Raw genomic sequence first — 18,603 nt, forward strand, 5'->3', positions numbered from 1 at the left:
TCCCGGGCCCCACGCGCATGTGCGGGGGCGGGTCATTCGAGGTCGTCCCACTGGTCGAGCAGGTCCTCGTCGCTCAGCTCCTCGGTGGGCGTCGCGGGCGGCTCCAGGGACTGTTCGGTCCACACCACCTTGCCGCGCTCGGGGTAGCGGGTCCCCCAGCGTTCGGCGAACTGCGACACCAGGTAGAGCCCGCGGCCGCCCTCGTCGGTCATCGCGGCGCGGCGCAGATGCGGGGCGGTGGGGCTGCCGTCGGACACCTCGCAGATCAGGCTGCGGGCCCGTAGCAGCCGGACGCGGACCGGGCCGGTGGCGTAGCGGATGGCGTTGGTGACGAGTTCGCTGAGGATGAGTTCGGTGGCGAACCCCAGGTCGGCCAGGCCCCAGGAGCCGAGCCGCCCGGCGACCTCGGCGCGGACCGGTGCGACGGCCGACGGGTCGCTCGGGACGGCCCATTCGGCGACGTGGTCGGAGTCCATGCGGCGGGTGGCGGCGACGAGCAGCGTGATGTCGTCGCGGGGCCGCGGTCCCACCATGGCGTCGACGATCGCCTGGCAGGTCTCCTCCGGTCCGGCGTCGGGCACCCCGGCGAGGGCGTCGCGGAGCGCGGCCAGACCGACGTCGGGGTCGCGGTGGTACTCGCGGATCAGCCCTTTGGTGAAGAGCACCAGCCGACTGCCCTCCGGCAGCTCCAGCGTCGCCGTCTCGAAGGGTTCGCCGCCCAGGCCGAGCGGCGGCGAGACGGGGATGTCGGGGAAGCTCACCGTGCCGTCGGGCAGCACGAGCGCCGGGGTGGGGAGCCCGTTGGTCGCGACGGTGCAGCGGCCGGAGGCGGGATCGTAGACCGCGTACAGACAGGCCGCTCCGGAGACCTGGGCGGAGCCGGCGGAGCCGCTGTCGTCGATCCGGCCGACCAGTTCGTCGAGGTAGCCGAGGAGTTCGTCGGGCGGCAGGTCCAGCGCGGAGAAGTTGTGCACGGCGGTGCGCAGCCGGCCCATGGTCGCGGCGGCGTGCAGACCGTGGCCGACGACGTCCCCGACGACCAGCGCGACGCGGGCACCGGGCAGCGGGATGACGTCGAACCAGTCGCCGCTCACCCCCGCCTCCTGCGCCGGCAGGTAACGGTAGGCGGCGTCCACCGCGTCCTGGTCGGGGAGCCCGCCGGGCAGCAGGCTGCGCTGGAGGGCGACGGCGGTGGTGTGTTCGCGGGTGTAGCGGCGGGCGTTGTCGATGCAGACCGCGGTCCGTCCGACCAGTTCCTCGGCGAGCGCCAGATCGTCCTCGTCGAACGGTCCGGACGCCTCGGTGCGCCAGAACTCCGCCAGGCCCAGCACCCGTCCGCGGGCCCGGACCGGCACGCTGATCAGGGAGACGAGGCCGAGGGCGTGGATCCGCTCGGCGCGTCCGGCGTCCGCGGGCCCGGTGGCGCCGCCCGCGCCGGCGCCGGGCCGCTCGGGCCCGCCGATCAGCTCCGGCACCTCGGACAGATCGGCGACGAGGACCGGCTCCCCCTCGGCGAGCGCCCGGGCGTGGGCGGCGGGCCGCACCGCGGTGACCGGCTCGCCGACGGGAAAGGTCGCGCTGCCGCCGTCCGGTCCGGTGCCCTGCGGCACCGCGGTGACGGCCGTGCGGCGCAGCGGCTTGCCGGAGTCGTCCGGTTCGTCGCCGCGCAGCACGGGATCGGAGAGGTCGATGGTGGCGACGTCGGCGAAGCGCGGCACGGCGACATCGGTCATCTCGCGGGCGGTGCGCCGCACGTCGAGGGTGGTGCCGACCCTGGCCCCGGCGTCGTGCAGCAGCCGCAGCCGCTCCCGGGCGGCCTCGGCGCGGCCGGTGACCGCCTGCAGTTCGGTGGTGTCGCGGAGCGTCGCGACGCTGCTCGACACCCCGCCCGGGCTGTCGGTGAGGCGGACGTTGATGACCAGCAGCCGGTCGCCCGAGGGCCGGACGGCGTCCGAGACGGGGCGGCGGTCGGTGAGCAGCGCGGCGACGGACGACTCCAGGTCCAGCTCGGCCACCAGCCGCCCCTCGTCGTCCGGCGCCAGGTCCAGCAGCCGCCGCGCCTCGTCGTTGGTGAGCAGCAGCCGCCCCTCGTCGTCCACGATCAGCACGCCCTCGCGGACGGCGTGCAGCACCGCGTCGTGGTGTTCGTACATCCGCGTCATCTCGGCGGGCCCCAGGCCGTGGGTCTGGCGGCGCAGGCGGCGGCCGACGAGGACGGTCCCGGCGGCGGACAGCACCAGCACGCCCGCGGCGCTCCCGAGGAGGGCGGGGAGCTCCCCGGCGGTGGTGTTCTGCGCCCGTTGGACGGTGACGCCGGCGGCGACCAGCCCGGCGATCGAGCCGTTGCCGCGCTCGACCGGGACGACGGAGGTGACGGTGATGCCGCGGACGCCGGGGATGGTGCGGGTGAAGGCGCCCTCGGTGAGGGCCGCCCGGTAACTCCGGTCGGCCTGCTTCCCGATGAGCGACGGGGCGGGGTCGGTGTAGCGGATGCCCTCGGGGTTGAGGACGACGACGAAGTCGACATCGGCGGAGTTCCGGACCGCCTCGGTGCGGGGCTGCAGCTCCGCGGTGGGGTCCTTGCCGTCCAGCGCCTGTGCGGTGCCGGGTGCGCGGGCGAACGTCTCGGCGACGGCCCGGGTGCGGTGCTGGGCGTCGCGGGTGCTGGCGTTGCGCGACTGGAGGACGAGCGCCAGTGCGGCGATGGCCACGAGGACCACCACCAGCACCAGTTGCACCAGCATCAGCTGTCCCGCGAGACTCCGCGCGTTCCAAGGGAAGCGCAGGGCCCGCGGTGGTGCGGAGCCCGGTGCCCGGTGCCCGTTCTTGCGCATGCGCTATCCGTCACCCGCCGGATCGCCACACACGCCTCGGTCGGAGACCGGCCCGGCCCGGTGGCTGAGGAACTGGAAGCATATCGACGCAAATATACCAATTTATCACCATGGCGTACTGCCACCGTGGCGCCCACCACCCATTCCGCCGCACCCCGTGCCCCACTCGGCCCCCACGCCAATCACCCGCCCCATCGCGGCCGTTACCGCAATTTTTTCGGCCATTCAGGAGGTTTACGGAGAAGCGCGGGGGAAGCGCCGGGCCGCACGAGGAATGCACGGCTCACGCGGGCGAAGATCCACAACGTGGCGGCGCCCGTGCGCCGCATCCTTGCGATTCCTCGCTCGAACGCTGCGCACGGGCGCTGCCACCGGCTGGTTCGGACGATCCCCCGCGTCGTCCGAACCAGCCGGAACGGCCAGAATTCGCACCTGGAAAGGCGGGCATCCGGCTTGCCCTGAGTATACTGGTTGCGAGCCAGCCAACGCAGGAGTTACAGCATGTCCCCTCGCAGCGCATCGGTCAACGAAGAACTGCGGCGGCGTTCCCGCGAGCGGCTGCTGCAGGCGACGGTCGACCTCGTGGGCGAGCGCGGCTACGACGCCACCACCCTCGGCGACATCGCCCTCCGGGCAGGCACCGCACGCGGCCTGGTCTCGTACTACTTCCCCGGCAAGCGCCAGCTTCTGCAGTCGGCGGTGCACCGTCTGATGCACCTCACCCTCCAGGAGGCCCTGGAGCGTGAGCCGCGTCCCGAGGGTCCGGACGCCGGCCGCGAGCTGATGGCCCGTGCCATCGACGCGATCCTGGGCCTGACCCGCGACCACCCGCTGCTGATGCGCACCCACATGGCGGGCATCCTCACCGCCGACGGCTTCATCCGGTGCCCCGAGCAGCAGCGGCTGGCCCACCTGCTGCGCGAAACCGTCATCGCCTACGGCTCCCCCGAACCGGACACCGACTACCCCCTGCTCCGCGCCCTGCTGATGGGCGCGGTCGTCCCCCTCCTCCTGCCCGGCGCCCCCACCCCGCTCCCCCGCCTGCGCGCGGAACTCTTCCAGCGGTACGGGCTCGACCGGGAGTCGGGGTTCCCGCCCGCGGACATCCCTCCGGCGGAAGGCCCGGCGGAAGCTTCGGCGGCGGAGCCGCGTGAGGCCGAACCACGGGGCGACGTGTGAGGCTCGTCGAGCGCCCGGAGTAGCGGCTCCCCAGGGGCCCGGGGGATTCCTCAGGGGCTCTCTCCGTACGCCCTCTCCCCTCCGCGCGCCTTCGTCGTTCCGGGCCGCGAAGAGCGGGTGGTCACCCCGGGCGCCGGTGGTGCCGGGGCGACAGCAGGCCCGCGTCGCGCGCCCCGGCGATCAGCCGCAGGGCCCGGCGCCGCCCGCGGCCGGTCGCGCTCATCACGGCTTCCACCGGGTCCCGGCCGTCCCGCTGCGCCGACCGGTAGGCGTCGGCCACCGCTCTGCTCCGGTCGGCGCTGCGGCCCCACAGCACCCGCCCTTCCGGCACCGTGGGCCGATCGGCGGCCGGAGCCGGGGCGTCGGGGCGGTCGGCGGGTGCCCCGGCGGCGTCGAGGGCCGGGACATCGGGGTTCGGCGCGGCAGCCGGGTCCGGGCCGGTGTGCGCGGTGGCGGCGGGATCGGGGCGGAGGTCGGCCGTCCGGGCCGGAGCGGGAGCGGCCGGTGGTTCGGCGGTGACGGTCGGTTCGGCGGCGGCCGGTTCGGTGCCGGGTTCTGCCGCGGGGGCCGCCTCCGGCTCCGCCGTCGGGGCCGTGGCCAGGTCGGTCGCCGGATCGGTTGTCTGATCGGTTGCCGGGTCGATTGCCGGGTCGGGCACCGCTTCCGCCGCTCGTTCCCCCGTTTCCGCCGCCGGCTCGGCGACGGGATCCGCTCCCCGCGCCGCCGCTCCTCCCGCCCCGTCGGGGCCCGCGTCGCCCCCGGCGGGCTGAGCGGCACGGTCCGTCTCCGACTCGCCCCCGGCGGACGTGGCACCGCACGCCCCCTCGTGCCCCTCACCGCCACTCCCCCGCGCGCCGCCGGTACGTGGTCCGGACACGGCCGACGGGTCGGTGGTGGGCCCCGGCACCGGTCGGGGCCTGCGGGGACGGCCGATGGCGATGCGGCAGGCGTCGTCGAGCGGGCCCTCGATCCAGTGGGCGAGGGTGGCGAGCCCGCTGAGCGGCAACGGCGGGTCGGCCCGCAGATCCTCCACGGTGATGCCGTCGTCCTCCACGGTGACCAGCACATCGATCCGGGCCCCGTCGGGGAACGTCAGCCGAGCGCTCACCCAGGGCTCCAGCGGATCCAACCGGGACGGCGCGTCGGCCGTCGCCAGGGAGCGGCCCCCGTCCGGGTGGTCGTCCGCGCCCCTGCGGGGCGGCGCGGCCGAGCCGTGTCCGCGCAGTTCCCAGGCGGGCCATTCGGCCCCCGCATCCTGAGCTTCATATCGTTCACTAACGGTATAAAAGTCGCTTTCCGACACGGAGGAAACCTAGCGTCCGCCCCGCCCGGCCCAGCCCCGCGGCACGCTCATCGCACCGGGACTACACCGATAGCGCAGCTCACTTCACCGGCCGACCACAACTCACCTGCGCGGAGGGCCGCCACCTGCCGCCGCCCCGGGCGCCCGCGGGGACGGTCACGCCTCTACGGTGGTCCCGCCCGGTCAGTCCTCGCCGAGCCGGTCGGCCTGGAGTGCGGCCCCGCGCAGCACACCCTCCAGCAGACCGGGGAAGAGCGCGTCGAGGTCCTCCGTGCGCAGGACGTTCATCTTCGCCGTGCCCCGGTAGATCTGCTGGATGACGCCGTTCTCGCGCAGGACGCGGAAGTGATGGGTGCAGGTGGACCGGCTCACCGGCAGTTCGATGTCCGCGCAGTTCAGCTCGGTGTGCGCGGCAGCGAGCCGGCACACGACACGCAGGCGCATCGGGTCGGCGAGGGCGTGCAGCACCTCGGCGAGGCGGATGTCCTCGCGGCGCGGGTGCTCCAGGGCGCGCGTGCCGGTCGCGGGGCCGGCGGACGGCGTCTCGGTCGGCATGGCGGCTCCTGACATGCGACAGCGGTGAACGGCGGGCCGGTGCCCCACCGGCCTTCATTGTACGAGGAACATCGTCATTACAGGCCGTCGCCCGCGGCCCGCATTCCCCGTACCGGCCGCTGCGTGGCTCCCCGCGCGCCGTCCCGGCCGGCCGTGAGACAACGGAGTGGGGGCAGCGACCGTGCACGCCGAGAACACCGGAGGTGCGGGCATGAGCCGGAAGCGCGATCGGGACGTGGCCGGGGTCCTGCTGGACCGGCACGGTACGACGTATGCGGCGGAGGCGGGCATCCGGTTGCGGGACACGCCGCAGCCGCTCTATCAGCTCCTGGTGCTGGCGTTGCTGCTCAGCGCCCGGATCCGGGCTTCGGTCGCGGTGGCGGCGGCCCGGGAACTCTTCGCCGCCGGGATGCGTACGCCCCGGTCGATGGCCGAGGCCACCTGGCAGCAGCGCGTCGACGCCCTGGGCGAGGGCGGCTACCGGCGCTACGACGAGCGGACGGCCACCCAACTCGGCTCCGGCGCGACGCTGCTGACCGACTCCTACGGCGGCGATCTGCGGCGGATGCGGGACGCGGCCGACGGTGACCGCTCCGCGCTGAGCGAGGCGCTGCAGGAGGTCCCCGGCATCGGTCCGGCCGGGGCCGCGATCTTCCTCCGCGAAGCCCAAGGGGTATGGCCCGCCCTCGCGCCGTTCCTCGACCCCAAAGCACTCCAGGGCGCCGAACGGCTCGGACTCCCCCGGGATCCCGACCGGTTGGCCGCACTCGTCCCGGACGGGGACCTCGCCGCGTTCGCCGCCGCCCTCGTCCGGGCGGCCCTCGACGCCCATGTGGTCGACGACGTACGGGACGCCTGTGGCGGGTGAGCCGATGACGCGGCCACCGGGATGGGGCGATGCCCTCACGTGCCCTCCTCGTCCCAGGTCCAGTCGGCGACCTCCGGCAGATCTGTGCCGTGGCGGCGGGTCCAGGCGTGGTGGCGGGTGCGGGCGTCGGCCATCGCCTGGCGTACCGCGACGGCCCGGGCGCCGAGTCCGGGCACCCGGTCCACCACGTCCATCACCAGCCGGAACCGGTCGAGGTCGTTACGGACCACCATGTCGAACGGTGTGGTCGTCGTCCCCTCCTCCTGATAGCCGCGCACATGCAGTTGCTCGTGTCCGGTCCGCCGGTACGTCAGCCGGTGGATCAGCCAGGGGTAGCCGTGGTACGCGAAGATCACCGGCCGGTCGCGGGTGAACACCGCGTCGTACTCGGTGTCCGGCATCCCGTGCGGATGGGCGTCGCGCGGCAGCAGCCGGGCCAGGTCGACGACGTTGACGACCCGGACCGCCAGATCGGGCAGGTGACGACGGAGCAGCCAGGCTGCGGCCAGGGTTTCCTGGGTGGGCACATCGCCCGCGCAGGCCAGCACCACGTCCGGCGCGCGGCTGCCGTCCTCCGTCCCGGCCCACTCCCAGACGCCGACGCCCCGCGCGCAGTGGGCCCGGGCCTCCTCCAGCGTCAGCCAGTCGAACGTCGGCTGCTTGCCCGCCACGATCACATTGACGTGGTCGCGGGAGCGCAGGGCATGGTCCGCGACCGAGAGGAGTGTGTTGGCGTCCGGCGGGAGGTACACGCGGACGACTTCGGGGCTCTTGTTCAGGACATGGTCGACGAAGCCGGGGTCCTGGTGGGAGAAACCGTTGTGGTCCTGCCGCCAGACATGCGAGCTGAGCAGGTAGTTCAGCGAGGCGATGGGGCGGCGCCAGGGCAGCCGGCGGGCGGTGCGCAGCCATTTGATGTGTTGGTTGACCATCGAGTCCACGATGTGGGCGAACGCCTCGTAACTCGCGAACAGCCCGTGCCTGCCGGTCAGCAGATACCCCTCCAGCCACCCCTGGCACAGATGCTCGGACAGCACCTCCATGACCCGGCCGTCGCGCGCCAGATGCTCATCGGTCGGGAGCGTTCCGGCCTGCCACGCCTTGGCGGTCGCGCCGTAGAGCGCCTGGAGACGGTTGGACGCGGTCTCGTCCGGGCCGACGACGCGGAAGTCACGGCGCGCGGCCGTCGCCGCCATCACCCCTTCGAGGAAACCGCCGAGGATGCGCGTCGGCTCGTGCGTCCGCCGCCCCGGGGCCTCGACGTCGACGGCGTACTCCTCCAGCGGCGGGATCGGCAGCGCACGCAGGAGAAGCCCGCCGTTGGCGTGCGGGGAGGCGCCGAGCCGGCGGTCGCCCTCCGGGACGTGTGCCAGCACCTCCGGGCGCGGGCGCCCGTCCTCGTCGAAGAGTTCGTCCGGACGGTAGGAACGGAGCCAGGACTCCAGTTGCCGCAGATGGGCGGGGTCCTCGCGGACGGCGGGGAGCGGCACCTGATGGGCGCGCCACGTGCCCTCGACCGGCACCCCGTCGACCTCGCGCGGGCCGGTCCACCCTTTGGGCGTACGGAGCACGATCACCGGCCAGCGGGGCCGGTCTCCGCCACCGTCCGCGCGGGCGGTGTGCTGGATCGCGGTGATGCGGTCGAGGGCACGGTCCATGGCGGCGGCCATCGCGTGGTGGACCGGGCCGGGCGCGTCCCCCTCGACGTACAGCGGCTCGTGGCCGTAGCCCCGCAGCAGCGCGTCCAGCTCCGCTTCGGGGATGCGGGCGAGGACGGCCGGGTTGGCGATCTTGTAGCCGTTGAGGTGCAGGATCGGCAGGACGGCGCCGTCGTGCACCGGATCGAGGAACTTGTTGGCGTGCCAGGACGCGGCGAGCGGCCCCGTCTCCGCCTCGCCGTCACCGATGACGCAGGCGACGACCAGCCCCGGATTGTCGAACGCCGCCCCGTACGCATGCGTCAGCGCATACCCCAGCTCGCCGCCCTCGTGCAGCGAACCGGGCGTCTCCGGCGCGACATGGCTGGGCACGCCGCCGGGGAACGAGAACTGCCGGAACAGCTCCGCCATCCCCGCTGCGTCCCGGCTCACATCCGGATAGATCTCGGAGTACGAACCGTCCAGCCAGGACTGCGCCAGCACGGCCGGACCGCCGTGGCCCGGCCCCCAGACGCAGACGGCGTCCAGATCCCGGGCCTTGATCACGCGGTTGAGGTGGGTGTGGACGAGGGTGAGGCCCGGCGAGGTACCCCAGTGCCCCAGCAGCCGGGGCTTGATGTGCTCGGGGCGCAACGGCTCGACCAGCAGCGGGTTCGCGCGAAGGTAGATCTGCCCGGCGGCCAGGTAGTTGGCGGCCCGCCACTGGGCGTCCACCTGCGCCAGGTCGGTGGGCGAGAGGGTGACGGGGGTGGTCGGGGCGAGGTCGTGGCAGGTGGGGTGGGTGGCGGACGGCGGGCCCGGGGCGCCGGAGGCGCGGGTGGGGCCCGCGCGCTCCGCGGCGCCGCCGGCCGCCTCGGGCACCACGGGGCCGGCGCCGGTGGGGTCGTCCGGGTCGCTGTGGTGGGACATCCGGGTCTCCTGAGTCGGGCGGGGCGGTGCGAGGCCAGATCAGACCGGTCGGTGCAGGTCCACCTCGTTGCGGTCGGTGCGGGTCCAGCGCCTTACGACCGCTCCGAGGCCACATCAATCCGGCGGCTCGGCCACCTGCGGATCGGCGTCGGGGTCGAAGTCCGGCGGCTCCGGGCCGGGCTCGTCCTGCGGCTCGGGTTCCTCGGGTATCGGTCCTTGCGGCTGCGGGTCCCTGGGTACCGGACCTGGTTTGTCGGGCGCGGGGCCGGGTCGCTCGGAGGCTGATTCGGTCGTCATCGTCGGTCCTTCCTCCTTGGGCCTCATCGGAACCACCGTGCGGAGGCACCTTCTGACGGGTACCACGGCGCGCTCCCCGCCGCCCGGCGTGGCCACCCGACTGCCTGCTCCACCCGCCGCCGGCCGGAACACACGGAACGGCTCACCGTGTGTGACGCGCCCACGGGATGCGAGGACCCGCTTCCGGGTGAGGCGCAACGGCGACGAGGCGGCGCGAGGGACACCTCGGCTCGCTTCAGGTACCCGGCTCCGACGTCGTCATTCGCCCTCGGCCGAGGACGCCCGTCCCGTGCTCCGGCCGTCGGTGTGCCTGCTGGGTGCCGGAGGGGCCGGCAGACCTATCGGGTTGGGGAACGGCAGCAGCTTGGCGGCGAGGACACGGTGGGTGACGGGCTTCAGGTCCCGCAGGAGCTGTTCGGTCCCCGAGGCGGTGAGGGGTCCGAGCAGGCGGGCCGCGAGGGCGTCGGTGCGGTGCTCGATCTCCGTCCGTTCCGCCGCGCCGCGGGCGGTCGCCGTCCCCCGGGCGTCGACCAGGCCCCGCACGCACAGGCGCGCCGTCGCGGCGGCCCACTCCTCCTCTGTCCAGCCCCGGTCCTGGCGCATCGTCTCCGCGGGGACGAGGCCGCAGGCGACGGCGAGGACCAGGGGTTCGCAGCCGGTGAGTGCGTGCTCGGCGAGGACGGCGAGGTGGGCGTCGCCACGGAATTCGCGGAGGGCGGTGGCGAGTTGCCACAGGTCTTCGACCGGGTCGGCGCGGTCGCAGAGCGCCTGGTTGGCGGCGAACAGTGGCCGGTCGGCTCTCGGTGCGGCGTCGACCATGGCTCTGAGGGCGGGGGCCACCTTCGCGACGGATGCTTCGATCGCCGGATCGGCGGCCCGTAGCGCGTCGGCGGCGCAGCGGGCGCGGGAGTCGAGTACCCGCTCCGGGCCGACGACGGCCCAGGCGGCCGGGAGGGCCCGGGCCGTCATCGCAGGAGCGAACAGGCCCAGCAGTTCGGTGGCCTCAGGTGCGGACACGGCGCCCACGGGTGCGGTGCGGGCGGCGAAGTAGCCCATCCAGAAGCCCTTGAGCCCGAGGGCCTTCCCGAGGCCGCGGCAGGTTCCGTCGAAGTAGGTGACGGCGTGCAGCGGTTCGGTGAGGTGCCAGAGCGTCCGGGCGGCGGCGCGCGCCTCCGCGGCGGCTTCCGGCCGGGACCGATTCTGCGCCCGGTCCGCTGCTCGGTCATGCCGTGCGTTTCTTTCCTGTCCCTCGGTCCGGTCGTGCTGTCGACCCCGGCCCTGCACCTGCCCCTGCACTTCTCCCCGCCCTTCTTCCGTGCTGCGATGTGTTTGCTGCTGTGTTTGCTGCTGTGTCCTGTGCAGCGCCGCGGGGTGCGCGTTGCGGCGTCGACGGGGCGAACGCTACCGCCGCGTAGGGCGTGTGGGCAGAGGATTCGAGCAAGGTCAGGGGTTCATGGGGGAGATCCCGGAGCGCTCACGGACGATCACCCCGCGTAATGTCAGGGGGAATTCAGGTGCTCAGCGGGAACTCACCGTGACCGCCGGGCGCGGAACGTCGCCGACGCCAGGTCCCGGGCCTCGGATGCCCGGCCCGGCGCACGCCGGTCACGGGGCCGCCGCGAGGGCCTTCTCCCGCACGTAGGCGCAGGAGCGGCGCAGCAGCCGGGAGACGTGCATCTGGGAGACGCCCACCCGGTCGGCGATCTCGCTCTGGGTCAGGCCCAGGTAGAACCGCAGGTAGAGGATGCGGCGTTCGCGTTCGGGCAGGGCGCGCAGGCCGGTGGCGGCGGCTTCCCGGTCGTCGACGAGCCCGAGCGCGGGGTCCTCCTGGCCGAGGAGGTCGCCGAGGGTCTGCTGGGTGTCCTCGCCGCCGAGGGGGCGTTCCAAGGAGAGCGCGGTGAAGGTCTTCTGCGCGTCGAGGCCGATGAGGACGTCCTCGTAGGGCATGCCGGTGTGGGCTGCGACGTCCTGGACGGTGATGGAGGTGTGGCCGGGGCGGACGGAGAGTTCCTGGCGCGCCCGGTGGACCTGGGCGCGGAGTTCCTGGGCGCGTCGGGGTACGTGGACGGCCCAGAGTTCGTCACGGAAGTGGCGCTTGATCTCGCCGATGATGGTGGGGACGGCGAAGGCGCCGAAGGCGGTGCCGACACCGGGGTCGAAGCGGTCGATGGCTTTGAGCAGGCCGAGCGCCGCGACCTGGCAAAGGTCCTCGTCGCTTTCGCCACGACCGCTGTAGCGCCGGGCGAGGCGGTGGGCCATGGGGAGCCATGCGCAGACGATCTCCTCACGCAGCCGGGTGCGGGCGGGGCCGTCCGGGAGGGTGGCGAGCTGGTGCAGCGCGGCGCGGGTGTCCGGGTCGAGTTGCGGCTTCCGGCGTCCGGTGGGCGCCTGGTGGGCGACGTGTCCGGGTTGGATTGTCATTCCCCTCACGCCTTCCGTTCCGTTCGGTGGTCCGCCCGGTGGTCCGCTGGGTGCGGGTGCCCGGCGGGGTGTTCCGGTCGGTGGCTGGTGTCCGCGGGACCGTGATCCGCCCGTGGGCTCCCGTTGCCCGGGGCCATGTGTGCGGGACGGTTCGGCCCGCCCGTACGGGCGCGGGGCTCGCCGCCCGGCAGCGCGGCGCTTCGTCACGTCCGTGTGACGTCCCTTCCACTGTGCAGCAGGCGGGGGCGGGATGCGCGACAGCGTTCCGACCGCAGGTGACCGGCGGTTCCCGGCCAGGTGACCGGCGGTTCGCGTCGGTGGCGCGGCACCGTGGGGCCGCGCGGTGACCGTGGGTGATTCTTCAAGGTGCCGATGGGGGCGGGCGCTGATTCGCTGGGTGTGGAGGTTGCCGACCCGTGTTTCCGCGCGGACGGACCGTTCGAGGAGTGATCATGAGCGCAGACGAAGTGCGTGGCCGGATCCGGCAGATGCGCGAGAAGGCGCAGCAGTTGGAGGACCGGGCCCAGCACACCCGCGACCCCGCCGAACGCGACCGGCTCAAGGAGAAGGCCCGGAAGCTGCAGAGCCGCAGTGAACAGGAGAGCGGTATGCGGAGCGGGGACATCCATCCGTCCCTGTGAGCCTGCCGGAGCCCGGGGAACCGGCCCCGTCATCCCCCTCGGGGGAATCCGGGGTTCGCCCCGGTGAAGAGCGCGACCGTGCGGCTGTGCCCGCCCCTTGCGGAGGGGCGGGCACAGCCGTCTGCCGTCGCGCCTCCGGGGCGGCCGTGCCCGCAGACGCCGGTGCCTGCTGGAGGAGAGACCGCTCCCCTACGGGGCCCGGCTACGGAAAATCAGTCGTTCTCAGGGGTGTCCGTGACCGTGAAGAGGGCGCCGTGCGGGTCGCAGATCATGGAGCGTCCACCGGGGCGGCCGGTCTGGGGCGCCGGGGACATGACGGTTCCGCCGGCGGCGACGGCCGCGGAGATGACGGACGGCAGGTCGCGTACCTGGAAGTGGACGTGCCACCGGGGGCGCAGGTGCGGATCGGGGGCTTCCTCCACGCCGCCGCCCCGGAGCGTGGCGACGATGTGCCGGTCCTGGCGGACGATGACCTGGTCGTCCTCGTAGGTGACGTCGCAGCCGCCGGGGCGCTCGGTGGCCCAGTCGAAGATCTCTGCGTAGAAGATGGCGGCGGCGAAGGCGTCGCGGGTGCGGAGTTCCAGGCAGGCGGGGGCGTTGGCGCGGCCGACCGCCCAGCGCAGCGTCTGGCCCTCCCAGAGGCCGAAGACGGCGCCGTCGCGGTCGGAGGCGAGGGCCGCGCGTCCGCTGCCGAATTCGAGAGGGCCGACGGCGACGGTGGCGCCGCGCTCGCGGACGCGGGCGGCGACATCGTCGGCGCTGTCGACGGCGAAGTACGGGGTCCAGGCCATGGTGCCGCGCAGTCGCTGGGTGATCTGGGCGATTCCGGCGACGGGGCGGCCGTCGTCCAGCGCCACGCTGAACTCGTCGCCGAGGCTGCCCTGCCGGAACTTCCAGCCGAGGACCTCCGTGTAGAAGTCCTGGGTGGAGCGCAGGTCGCGGGTCATCAGGTTGACCCAGCAGGGCGCGCCGTGCGCGGGGACGGTGGGCGCGGCGGAGGCGGATGCGTGGTGCTCAGCGGCCGGCATGGTGGACATCTCCCTCTCGCGGACCACGCGATGAGCACTCCGCCGGGTCGGCGTGGTGCACTCGGAAACGGTGCGGCGGGTGGTGGGCGGCCAGGCCCGGGCTGTGGCCGGGCGGCCGTGCACTCCAGGGCGAGGCGGCCCCTCTCCGACGGTACGCCTGTGCCGCGGGCGCGGCGCGCTCGCACGGGCCGGGCGGGGCACCGGCCCTGTGAGGGCTGGGGAGTCCGCCGCCGGGATGCGATCTCGTCGTATCCGGAGTGCGATGGAGGGGTCCGGGGCGCGTACGGGTGACGGGGGGCGCGCGGGCCCGGCGTAGGCGCCCCGTATGGCTGGGGCGCGCAGCGCGGTATCGCCGCCCTTTCCGGAGTTCCCGCGGCAGCCGCCTCCCGGTCTCCGCACAGCGATGCGGACACACCTCCACCACGTACCCGCCAGGGCGACTCCTCGAAAATGCCCGCCCGGAAGAAATGTGTATACGGGAGGCGAGGCGAGGAGCGCATACAGAAGTACGACGGGGCCCACAGAAAGGGAATTCCCGGAAGGACGGAACAGGGCGGAGATAGGGAGGGCAGGGAGGGCAGCAAAGGGCAGGGCCGGCATTCCAAGGAATCTGATATTCGGTACATCCGGCGACATCACGACGAGAGGGCGGACGACATGCAGATCGCTTTTCTGGTGGCCTCCGAGGGCGTGGAGCAGGTCGAGTTGACGGAGCCGTGGCAGGCGGTGGTGGATGCCGGCGCGGTGCCGCATCTGGTGTCACCGTCGGGTGGATCGGTGCAGGCTTTCCATCATCTGGACAAGGCCGACTCGTTCACCGTGAATCGCACCCTGGACGAGGCGCAGGTGGAGGATTACGGCGCGCTGGTGCTGCCGGGCGGGGTGGCGAATCCGGACGCGTTGCGGCTCGACCGGCGAGCGGTCGACTTCACCCGTGGATTCTTCGACGCCGGAAAGCCGGTGGCGGCGATCTGCCATGCGCCCTGGATGCTGGTCGAGGCGGATGTGGTGCGGGGGCGCACCCTCACGTCCTGGCCGAGTCTGGCTACGGACATCCGCAATGCGGGCGGCTCCTGGGTCGATGAGCGGGTGAAGATCTGTACCAGTGGCAAGAATACGTTGGTCACCAGTCGTAAACCGGATGATTTGAAAGCTTTCTGCGCGACATTGGTCAATGAATTGGACGACGGCGGGCGGTGAATTTTCCGGGAGGAAGCGTGTGGCGCGGTTTCCGCCCGCGGCCGCGGAAGGTGTGCGGGCGGCCGGAAAGGATGGCCGTTCAGGGGGCGGGTCCGGAGGGGTTCTGTGCCCCGCCGTCCGCCCCCTGTCCGGCGTCACCTGGAGGAAGGCATGGTCATGGAGCACGGTGCGGACAAGATCGGCCCCGCTCGGGACGAGATGATGAAAAAGGAGTTGCGTGCGGAGATGACGGCCGACCGGTCGCTGCGCGCAGCGGAGGACCGGGAACTCCAGCCCGCGGGTGAGGACCAGCCGGAGGTGGCGCAGGCGCCCGACCGCGTATTCCGTGGAGGTACGCCGCGGGGCATGACCGAGGAGGACGTCGGTATCCGTTCCGACATCGCGCGGCATCTCGGGCGGAGCATCTATCCGGCGGACAAGCCGTCGGTGGTCGACAAGCTGCGCCGGGACAATGCTCCGGACCGCCTGGTGTCCCTCGCCGAGAAGTTGCCGTCCGACGGCACCTATCCGAATGTGCAGAGCATCGCGCAATCCCTCGGTCTCGGTACGGAAAAGCATCGGGACTGAGCGTGGCCGGATCGGATACGGCGTCGGGCGCGTGGGGAGGGCAGGGCATGCGGTATTTCGACCGGCGGCACGCCGGGGAGGCGCTGGCGACGCGCTGTCTGGCTTTGGCGCGCACCGGCGCCCTCACCGATCCGCTGGTGGTGGCGCTGCCGCGGGGCGGTGTCCCGGTCGCGGCGGTGGTGGCGCGGGCGCTGAAGGCGCCGCTGGAGGTGCTGGTGGCGCGGAAGATCGGGGTGCCGGGGCGGCCCGAGGTCGGGGTGGGGGCGCTGGTCGGCGAGGATCCGCCGGTGTTCGACGAGGGTGCGCTGGCGGCGCTGGGGCTGACCGTCGAGCGCTTGGCCGAGGACGTGGAGCGGGAGCGCGCGGAGCTGCGTCGCCGGGAGGAGGTGTACCGGGCGGGCCGTCCGCCGCTCGGCGCAGCCGAGGTGGCGGGCCGGACGGTGCTGCTGGTCGACGACGGGCTGGCGACGGGCGGGACGGCACGCGCCGCGCTGCGGTATCTGCGGCGGCTGGGGCCGGCGCGTCTGGTGCTGGCGGTGCCGGTCGGTGACGCCGCTGCGGCTGCGGCGTTGCGCGTGGAGGCGGACGATGTGGAGTGTGTCCATCAGCCGCGGAATTTCCACGGTGTGGGCGAGTGGTATCTCGATTTCGACCAGGTGCAGGACGCGGAAGTCATCAGTATTCTGCGGAGTTCCGGTACCGCAGTGTGAGAAAGCAGGGTGAGAAACCCTCGCATCCGGAGAAGGAGAGCGGACATGCCCGACAATGCGATGGGGGACGAGGTCTATCAGCCGTCCGCTTCCGATCCGCAGGACAATCCCGATGACCTGGATATGGAGGACGCTCTCGGTGAGCCGGATCTCGACCAGATCCTGGACGAGGGATATTCACCGCCCGAGCGTCCGCTCGCGGTGAATCGCGGCACCACGGCGCGGGAGCAGTTCGACGGCGAATCCCTGGAGCAGCGGCTTTCCGAAGAGGTGCCGGAGGTGTGGGCCCCGGACGGGGACGGCATCGGGGACAAGGTGGACGGCGACGGGGAGCCGATGGACGACCAGGTCGGCGAGGAGCGGGCCGGGCGGCTGATGACCGCCGAAGAGGGGTTCCCGCGGCACCGTAACGACGTCGTGGCGCACGATGTCGGGATCGACGGCGGGGCGGCGTCCGCCGAGGAGGCGGCGGTGCATCTGTGCCCGGAGAGCGGCGAGGAGGCCGCTGCGGGGTGAGGGGCGGACCGCTGCACACGGGGCGCTGACGGCGCTCACCGGTCCCGGGAGAGCCGGGTCGGAAACGCTTCGGGCCGACGCCCGCAGCCCGGCGGAGCGGCGGCCGGTCAGGAACACGGCCGTTCAGGAACGCGGCCGTTCAGGAGCCCTGCGGCGGTTCGTCCCTGGCGTCCGCGGCCACCTGTCCGAGGGTGCGGCCGCTGCGTACGGAGCGGGCGCGCAGCGGATCGGGGGCTCCGTGGGCGGCTGCGCGGGCGTCGTTCTCCTTGACCAGCAGCCAGGACTCCCGGTCGCCCGCCTCCTCGCCGGTGCGGAAGCGGGTGAGGGCGTAGCCGCCGTGCAGTTTGGCGCCGTCGAGCCAGAAGGACGCGTGGCCCCGCTCCAGCGCCTCGGCGAAGCCGGCCGCACGGTCCCGGCCCTTGCCGGGGAGCGGCCGGTAGGTGCCCTGGTCCCAGACGATGACGGTGCCCGCGCCGTACTCCCCGCGGGCGATGACGCCCTCGAACTCCCGGTAGTCCAGCGGATGGTCCTCGGTGGGGACGGCGAGACGCTTGTCGCGCGGGTCGGCGGACGGTCCCTTGGGCACGGACCAGGACTTCAGGACGCCGTCGACCTCCAGCCGGAAGTCGAAGTGCATCCGGCGGGCGTCATGGATCTGCACGACGAAGCAGGGCGCGTCCCCCGGGGCGCCCGGTTCGCCACGTGGTTCCCCGGTCCGGTCGAAGTGCCGTCTGCCCCGGTAGGCGGCGAGCCGGTCGGTCTCGCCCGGGCCGCCGCCCCTGGAGGGAGCGTGCCGGCCGCCCCGGCCGTCCGTCGCGTCGTCACCGTTCATGTCCGTCCCTCCGCCCCTGTGCCGCACCGGCGCGTTCGCGGGGCCGCGCGCCCCGCACGCCCATGTTTGCGCCCTGCGGACGGCGCGGCCACCGCAGCGGGTACGGGCCGTGGGCGCCGCGGGTCCCGCCGGGCTCAGACCGGACGGGTGCCCGGCGGCAGCGTCCCGGCGCGGGCCGCCTGCGCCAGGTACTCGGTCAGGACGCGCCGCAGCTCCCGCGCGGCCCGGGGCGGCTGTACGTCCTTGCGGTGCGCGAGGCCGATCGTGCGGCGCAGGCCCGGCGGGGCGAAGGGGGTGACCCGCAGCGGTCGCCGGTCGGCGACCATGGCGGGCAGCACGGCCGAGCCCAGTCCGGCCTCGACCATGCCGAGCACGGCATCCATCTCGCCGCCCTCCACCGCGAAGTGCGGCTCGAAGCCCTCGGCGCGGCAGGCAGCCATCGTCATCTCCCGCAGGTCGTAGCCGTGCCGGAACATCACCAGCGGCCGGTCGCGCAGGTCCGCGACCTCGATCCACGGCGTGCCCACCGGCGGGGCGGTCGGCGCGGAGGCCACCACCAGCTCCTCGCCGAGCAGCTCGGTGGTGGCCAGGGCGGGGTCGTGGTCCTGGAGCGGCAGGATGAGCAGGGCCAGATCCAGGCTGCCGGTGGCGAGGTGGCCGACCAGATCGCGCGAGCCGCCCTCCTCGATCTGGAGGCTGATGCCCGGATGGCGTTGGTGGTAGGCGCGCAGGACCTGCGGCAGCAGCCCGGTGCACAGGCTGGGTGTGGCGCCGAGACGGACCCGGCCGCGCCGCAGCCCCGCGATGTCCTGGACCTCCGCCCGGGCGCGGTCGGTGTCGGCGAGGATGCGCCGGGCCAGCGGGAGCAACGCCTCGCCGGCGTCGGTGAGGGTGATGTTGCCGCGCGCCCGGTGGAACAGCTCGGCGCCCAACTCCCGTTCCAGCGCCCGGATCTGCTGGGAGAGCGAGGGCTGTGCGACATGCACCTGTTGGGCGGCGCGGGTGAAGTGGCGGGTCTCGGCGACCGCGAGGAAGTAGCTGAGCTGCTGGAACTGCATGGTCTCCGAACCCTGGCCGGTTGATAG

At 73.4% G+C, this 18,603-nt stretch carries 17 protein-coding genes; 7 read left to right on the forward strand and 10 right to left on the reverse strand.

What is annotated here, in order from left to right:
- Positions 1–32 precede the first annotated feature (32 nt).
- Positions 33–2,834, reverse strand: a complete 2,802-nt coding sequence (locus ACF1BH_RS12240) for a SpoIIE family protein phosphatase (RefSeq protein ID WP_391642375.1) — start codon at positions 2,832–2,834, stop codon at positions 33–35.
- Between the two features lie 501 nt (positions 2,835–3,335).
- On the opposite strand from ACF1BH_RS12240, the gene ACF1BH_RS12245 reads away from it, so the two are divergent.
- Positions 3,336–4,013, forward strand: coding sequence for a TetR/AcrR family transcriptional regulator (locus ACF1BH_RS12245; protein WP_391642376.1), 678 nt, complete (start codon positions 3,336–3,338; stop codon positions 4,011–4,013).
- Positions 4,014–4,134: 121 nt separating this feature from the next.
- Here the strand turns inward: ACF1BH_RS12245 and ACF1BH_RS12250 are convergent, their stop codons facing one another.
- Together ACF1BH_RS12250 and ACF1BH_RS12255 are read right to left on the reverse strand one after the other, a co-directional pair.
- On the reverse strand, positions 4,135–5,121 hold the full coding sequence (locus ACF1BH_RS12250; RefSeq protein WP_391642377.1) for a DUF6214 family protein: 987 nt from the start codon (positions 5,119–5,121) through the stop codon (positions 4,135–4,137).
- Between the two features lie 378 nt (positions 5,122–5,499).
- The gene (locus tag ACF1BH_RS12255) at positions 5,500–5,871 is read right to left on the reverse strand and encodes an ArsR/SmtB family transcription factor (RefSeq protein ID WP_391642378.1); all 372 of its coding nucleotides are present in this window, start codon (positions 5,869–5,871) and stop codon (positions 5,500–5,502) included.
- Positions 5,872–6,082: 211 nt separating this feature from the next.
- Between ACF1BH_RS12255 and ACF1BH_RS12260 the strand changes: the two genes are divergently transcribed.
- On the forward strand, positions 6,083–6,739 hold the full coding sequence (locus ACF1BH_RS12260; protein ID WP_391642379.1) for an endonuclease: 657 nt from the start codon (positions 6,083–6,085) through the stop codon (positions 6,737–6,739).
- Between the two features lie 35 nt (positions 6,740–6,774).
- Here the strand turns inward: ACF1BH_RS12260 and ACF1BH_RS12265 are convergent, their stop codons facing one another.
- From ACF1BH_RS12265 to ACF1BH_RS12280, 4 genes are all read right to left on the reverse strand, one after another.
- Positions 6,775–9,306: a phosphoketolase gene (locus tag ACF1BH_RS12265; RefSeq protein ID WP_391642380.1), complete on the reverse strand. Its 2,532-nt coding sequence runs from the start codon at positions 9,304–9,306 to the stop codon at positions 6,775–6,777.
- Between the two features lie 114 nt (positions 9,307–9,420).
- On the reverse strand, positions 9,421–9,603 hold the full coding sequence (locus ACF1BH_RS12270; RefSeq protein ID WP_391642381.1) for a hypothetical protein: 183 nt from the start codon (positions 9,601–9,603) through the stop codon (positions 9,421–9,423).
- A 258-nt stretch (positions 9,604–9,861) separates the two neighbouring features.
- Positions 9,862–10,899, reverse strand: coding sequence for a hypothetical protein (locus tag ACF1BH_RS12275; RefSeq protein WP_391642382.1), 1,038 nt, complete (start codon positions 10,897–10,899; stop codon positions 9,862–9,864).
- A gap of 309 nt (positions 10,900–11,208) precedes the next feature.
- Positions 11,209–12,024, reverse strand: coding sequence for a SigB/SigF/SigG family RNA polymerase sigma factor (locus tag ACF1BH_RS12280; RefSeq protein ID WP_391642383.1), 816 nt, complete (start codon positions 12,022–12,024; stop codon positions 11,209–11,211).
- Between the two features lie 452 nt (positions 12,025–12,476).
- Between ACF1BH_RS12280 and ACF1BH_RS12285 the strand changes: the two genes are divergently transcribed.
- Entirely contained in the window at positions 12,477–12,665 is a 189-nt protein-coding gene (locus ACF1BH_RS12285) for a DUF6381 family protein (RefSeq protein ID WP_391642384.1), read from the forward strand.
- Between the two features lie 212 nt (positions 12,666–12,877).
- Here ACF1BH_RS12285 and ACF1BH_RS12290 read toward each other — a convergent pair whose 3' ends face one another.
- On the reverse strand, positions 12,878–13,693 hold the full coding sequence (locus ACF1BH_RS12290) for a VOC family protein (protein ID WP_391642385.1): 816 nt from the start codon (positions 13,691–13,693) through the stop codon (positions 12,878–12,880).
- 657 nt (positions 13,694–14,350) lie between these two features.
- Here ACF1BH_RS12290 and ACF1BH_RS12295 point away from each other — a divergent pair.
- From ACF1BH_RS12295 to ACF1BH_RS12310, 4 genes are all read left to right on the forward strand, one after another.
- A complete protein-coding gene (locus ACF1BH_RS12295) occupies positions 14,351–14,893 on the forward strand; it encodes a type 1 glutamine amidotransferase domain-containing protein (protein ID WP_391642386.1) in 543 nt (180 codons plus the stop codon).
- A 150-nt stretch (positions 14,894–15,043) separates the two neighbouring features.
- The gene (locus ACF1BH_RS12300) at positions 15,044–15,460 is read left to right on the forward strand and encodes a DUF2795 domain-containing protein (RefSeq protein ID WP_391642387.1); all 417 of its coding nucleotides are present in this window, start codon (positions 15,044–15,046) and stop codon (positions 15,458–15,460) included.
- A gap of 47 nt (positions 15,461–15,507) precedes the next feature.
- Positions 15,508–16,170 carry a phosphoribosyltransferase gene (locus tag ACF1BH_RS12305; RefSeq protein ID WP_391642388.1) on the forward strand — a complete coding sequence of 221 codons (663 nt, stop codon included), beginning with the start codon at positions 15,508–15,510 and terminating at the stop codon, positions 16,168–16,170.
- Between the two features lie 45 nt (positions 16,171–16,215).
- Positions 16,216–16,686: a DUF5709 domain-containing protein gene (locus ACF1BH_RS12310; RefSeq protein WP_391642389.1), complete on the forward strand. Its 471-nt coding sequence runs from the start codon at positions 16,216–16,218 to the stop codon at positions 16,684–16,686.
- Between the two features lie 139 nt (positions 16,687–16,825).
- Here ACF1BH_RS12310 and ACF1BH_RS12315 read toward each other — a convergent pair whose 3' ends face one another.
- Both ACF1BH_RS12315 and ACF1BH_RS12320 read right to left on the reverse strand, forming a co-directional pair.
- A complete protein-coding gene (locus tag ACF1BH_RS12315; RefSeq protein WP_391642390.1) occupies positions 16,826–17,518 on the reverse strand; it encodes a DNA polymerase ligase N-terminal domain-containing protein in 693 nt (230 codons plus the stop codon).
- A gap of 134 nt (positions 17,519–17,652) precedes the next feature.
- The gene (locus ACF1BH_RS12320; RefSeq protein ID WP_391642391.1) at positions 17,653–18,576 is read right to left on the reverse strand and encodes a LysR family transcriptional regulator; all 924 of its coding nucleotides are present in this window, start codon (positions 18,574–18,576) and stop codon (positions 17,653–17,655) included.
- Between the last annotated feature and the right edge of the window lie 27 nt (positions 18,577–18,603).

It is taken from the genome of Streptomyces sp. NPDC014733, from assembly GCF_043083385.1.
Taxonomy (GTDB): domain Bacteria; phylum Actinomycetota; class Actinomycetes; order Streptomycetales; family Streptomycetaceae; genus Streptomyces.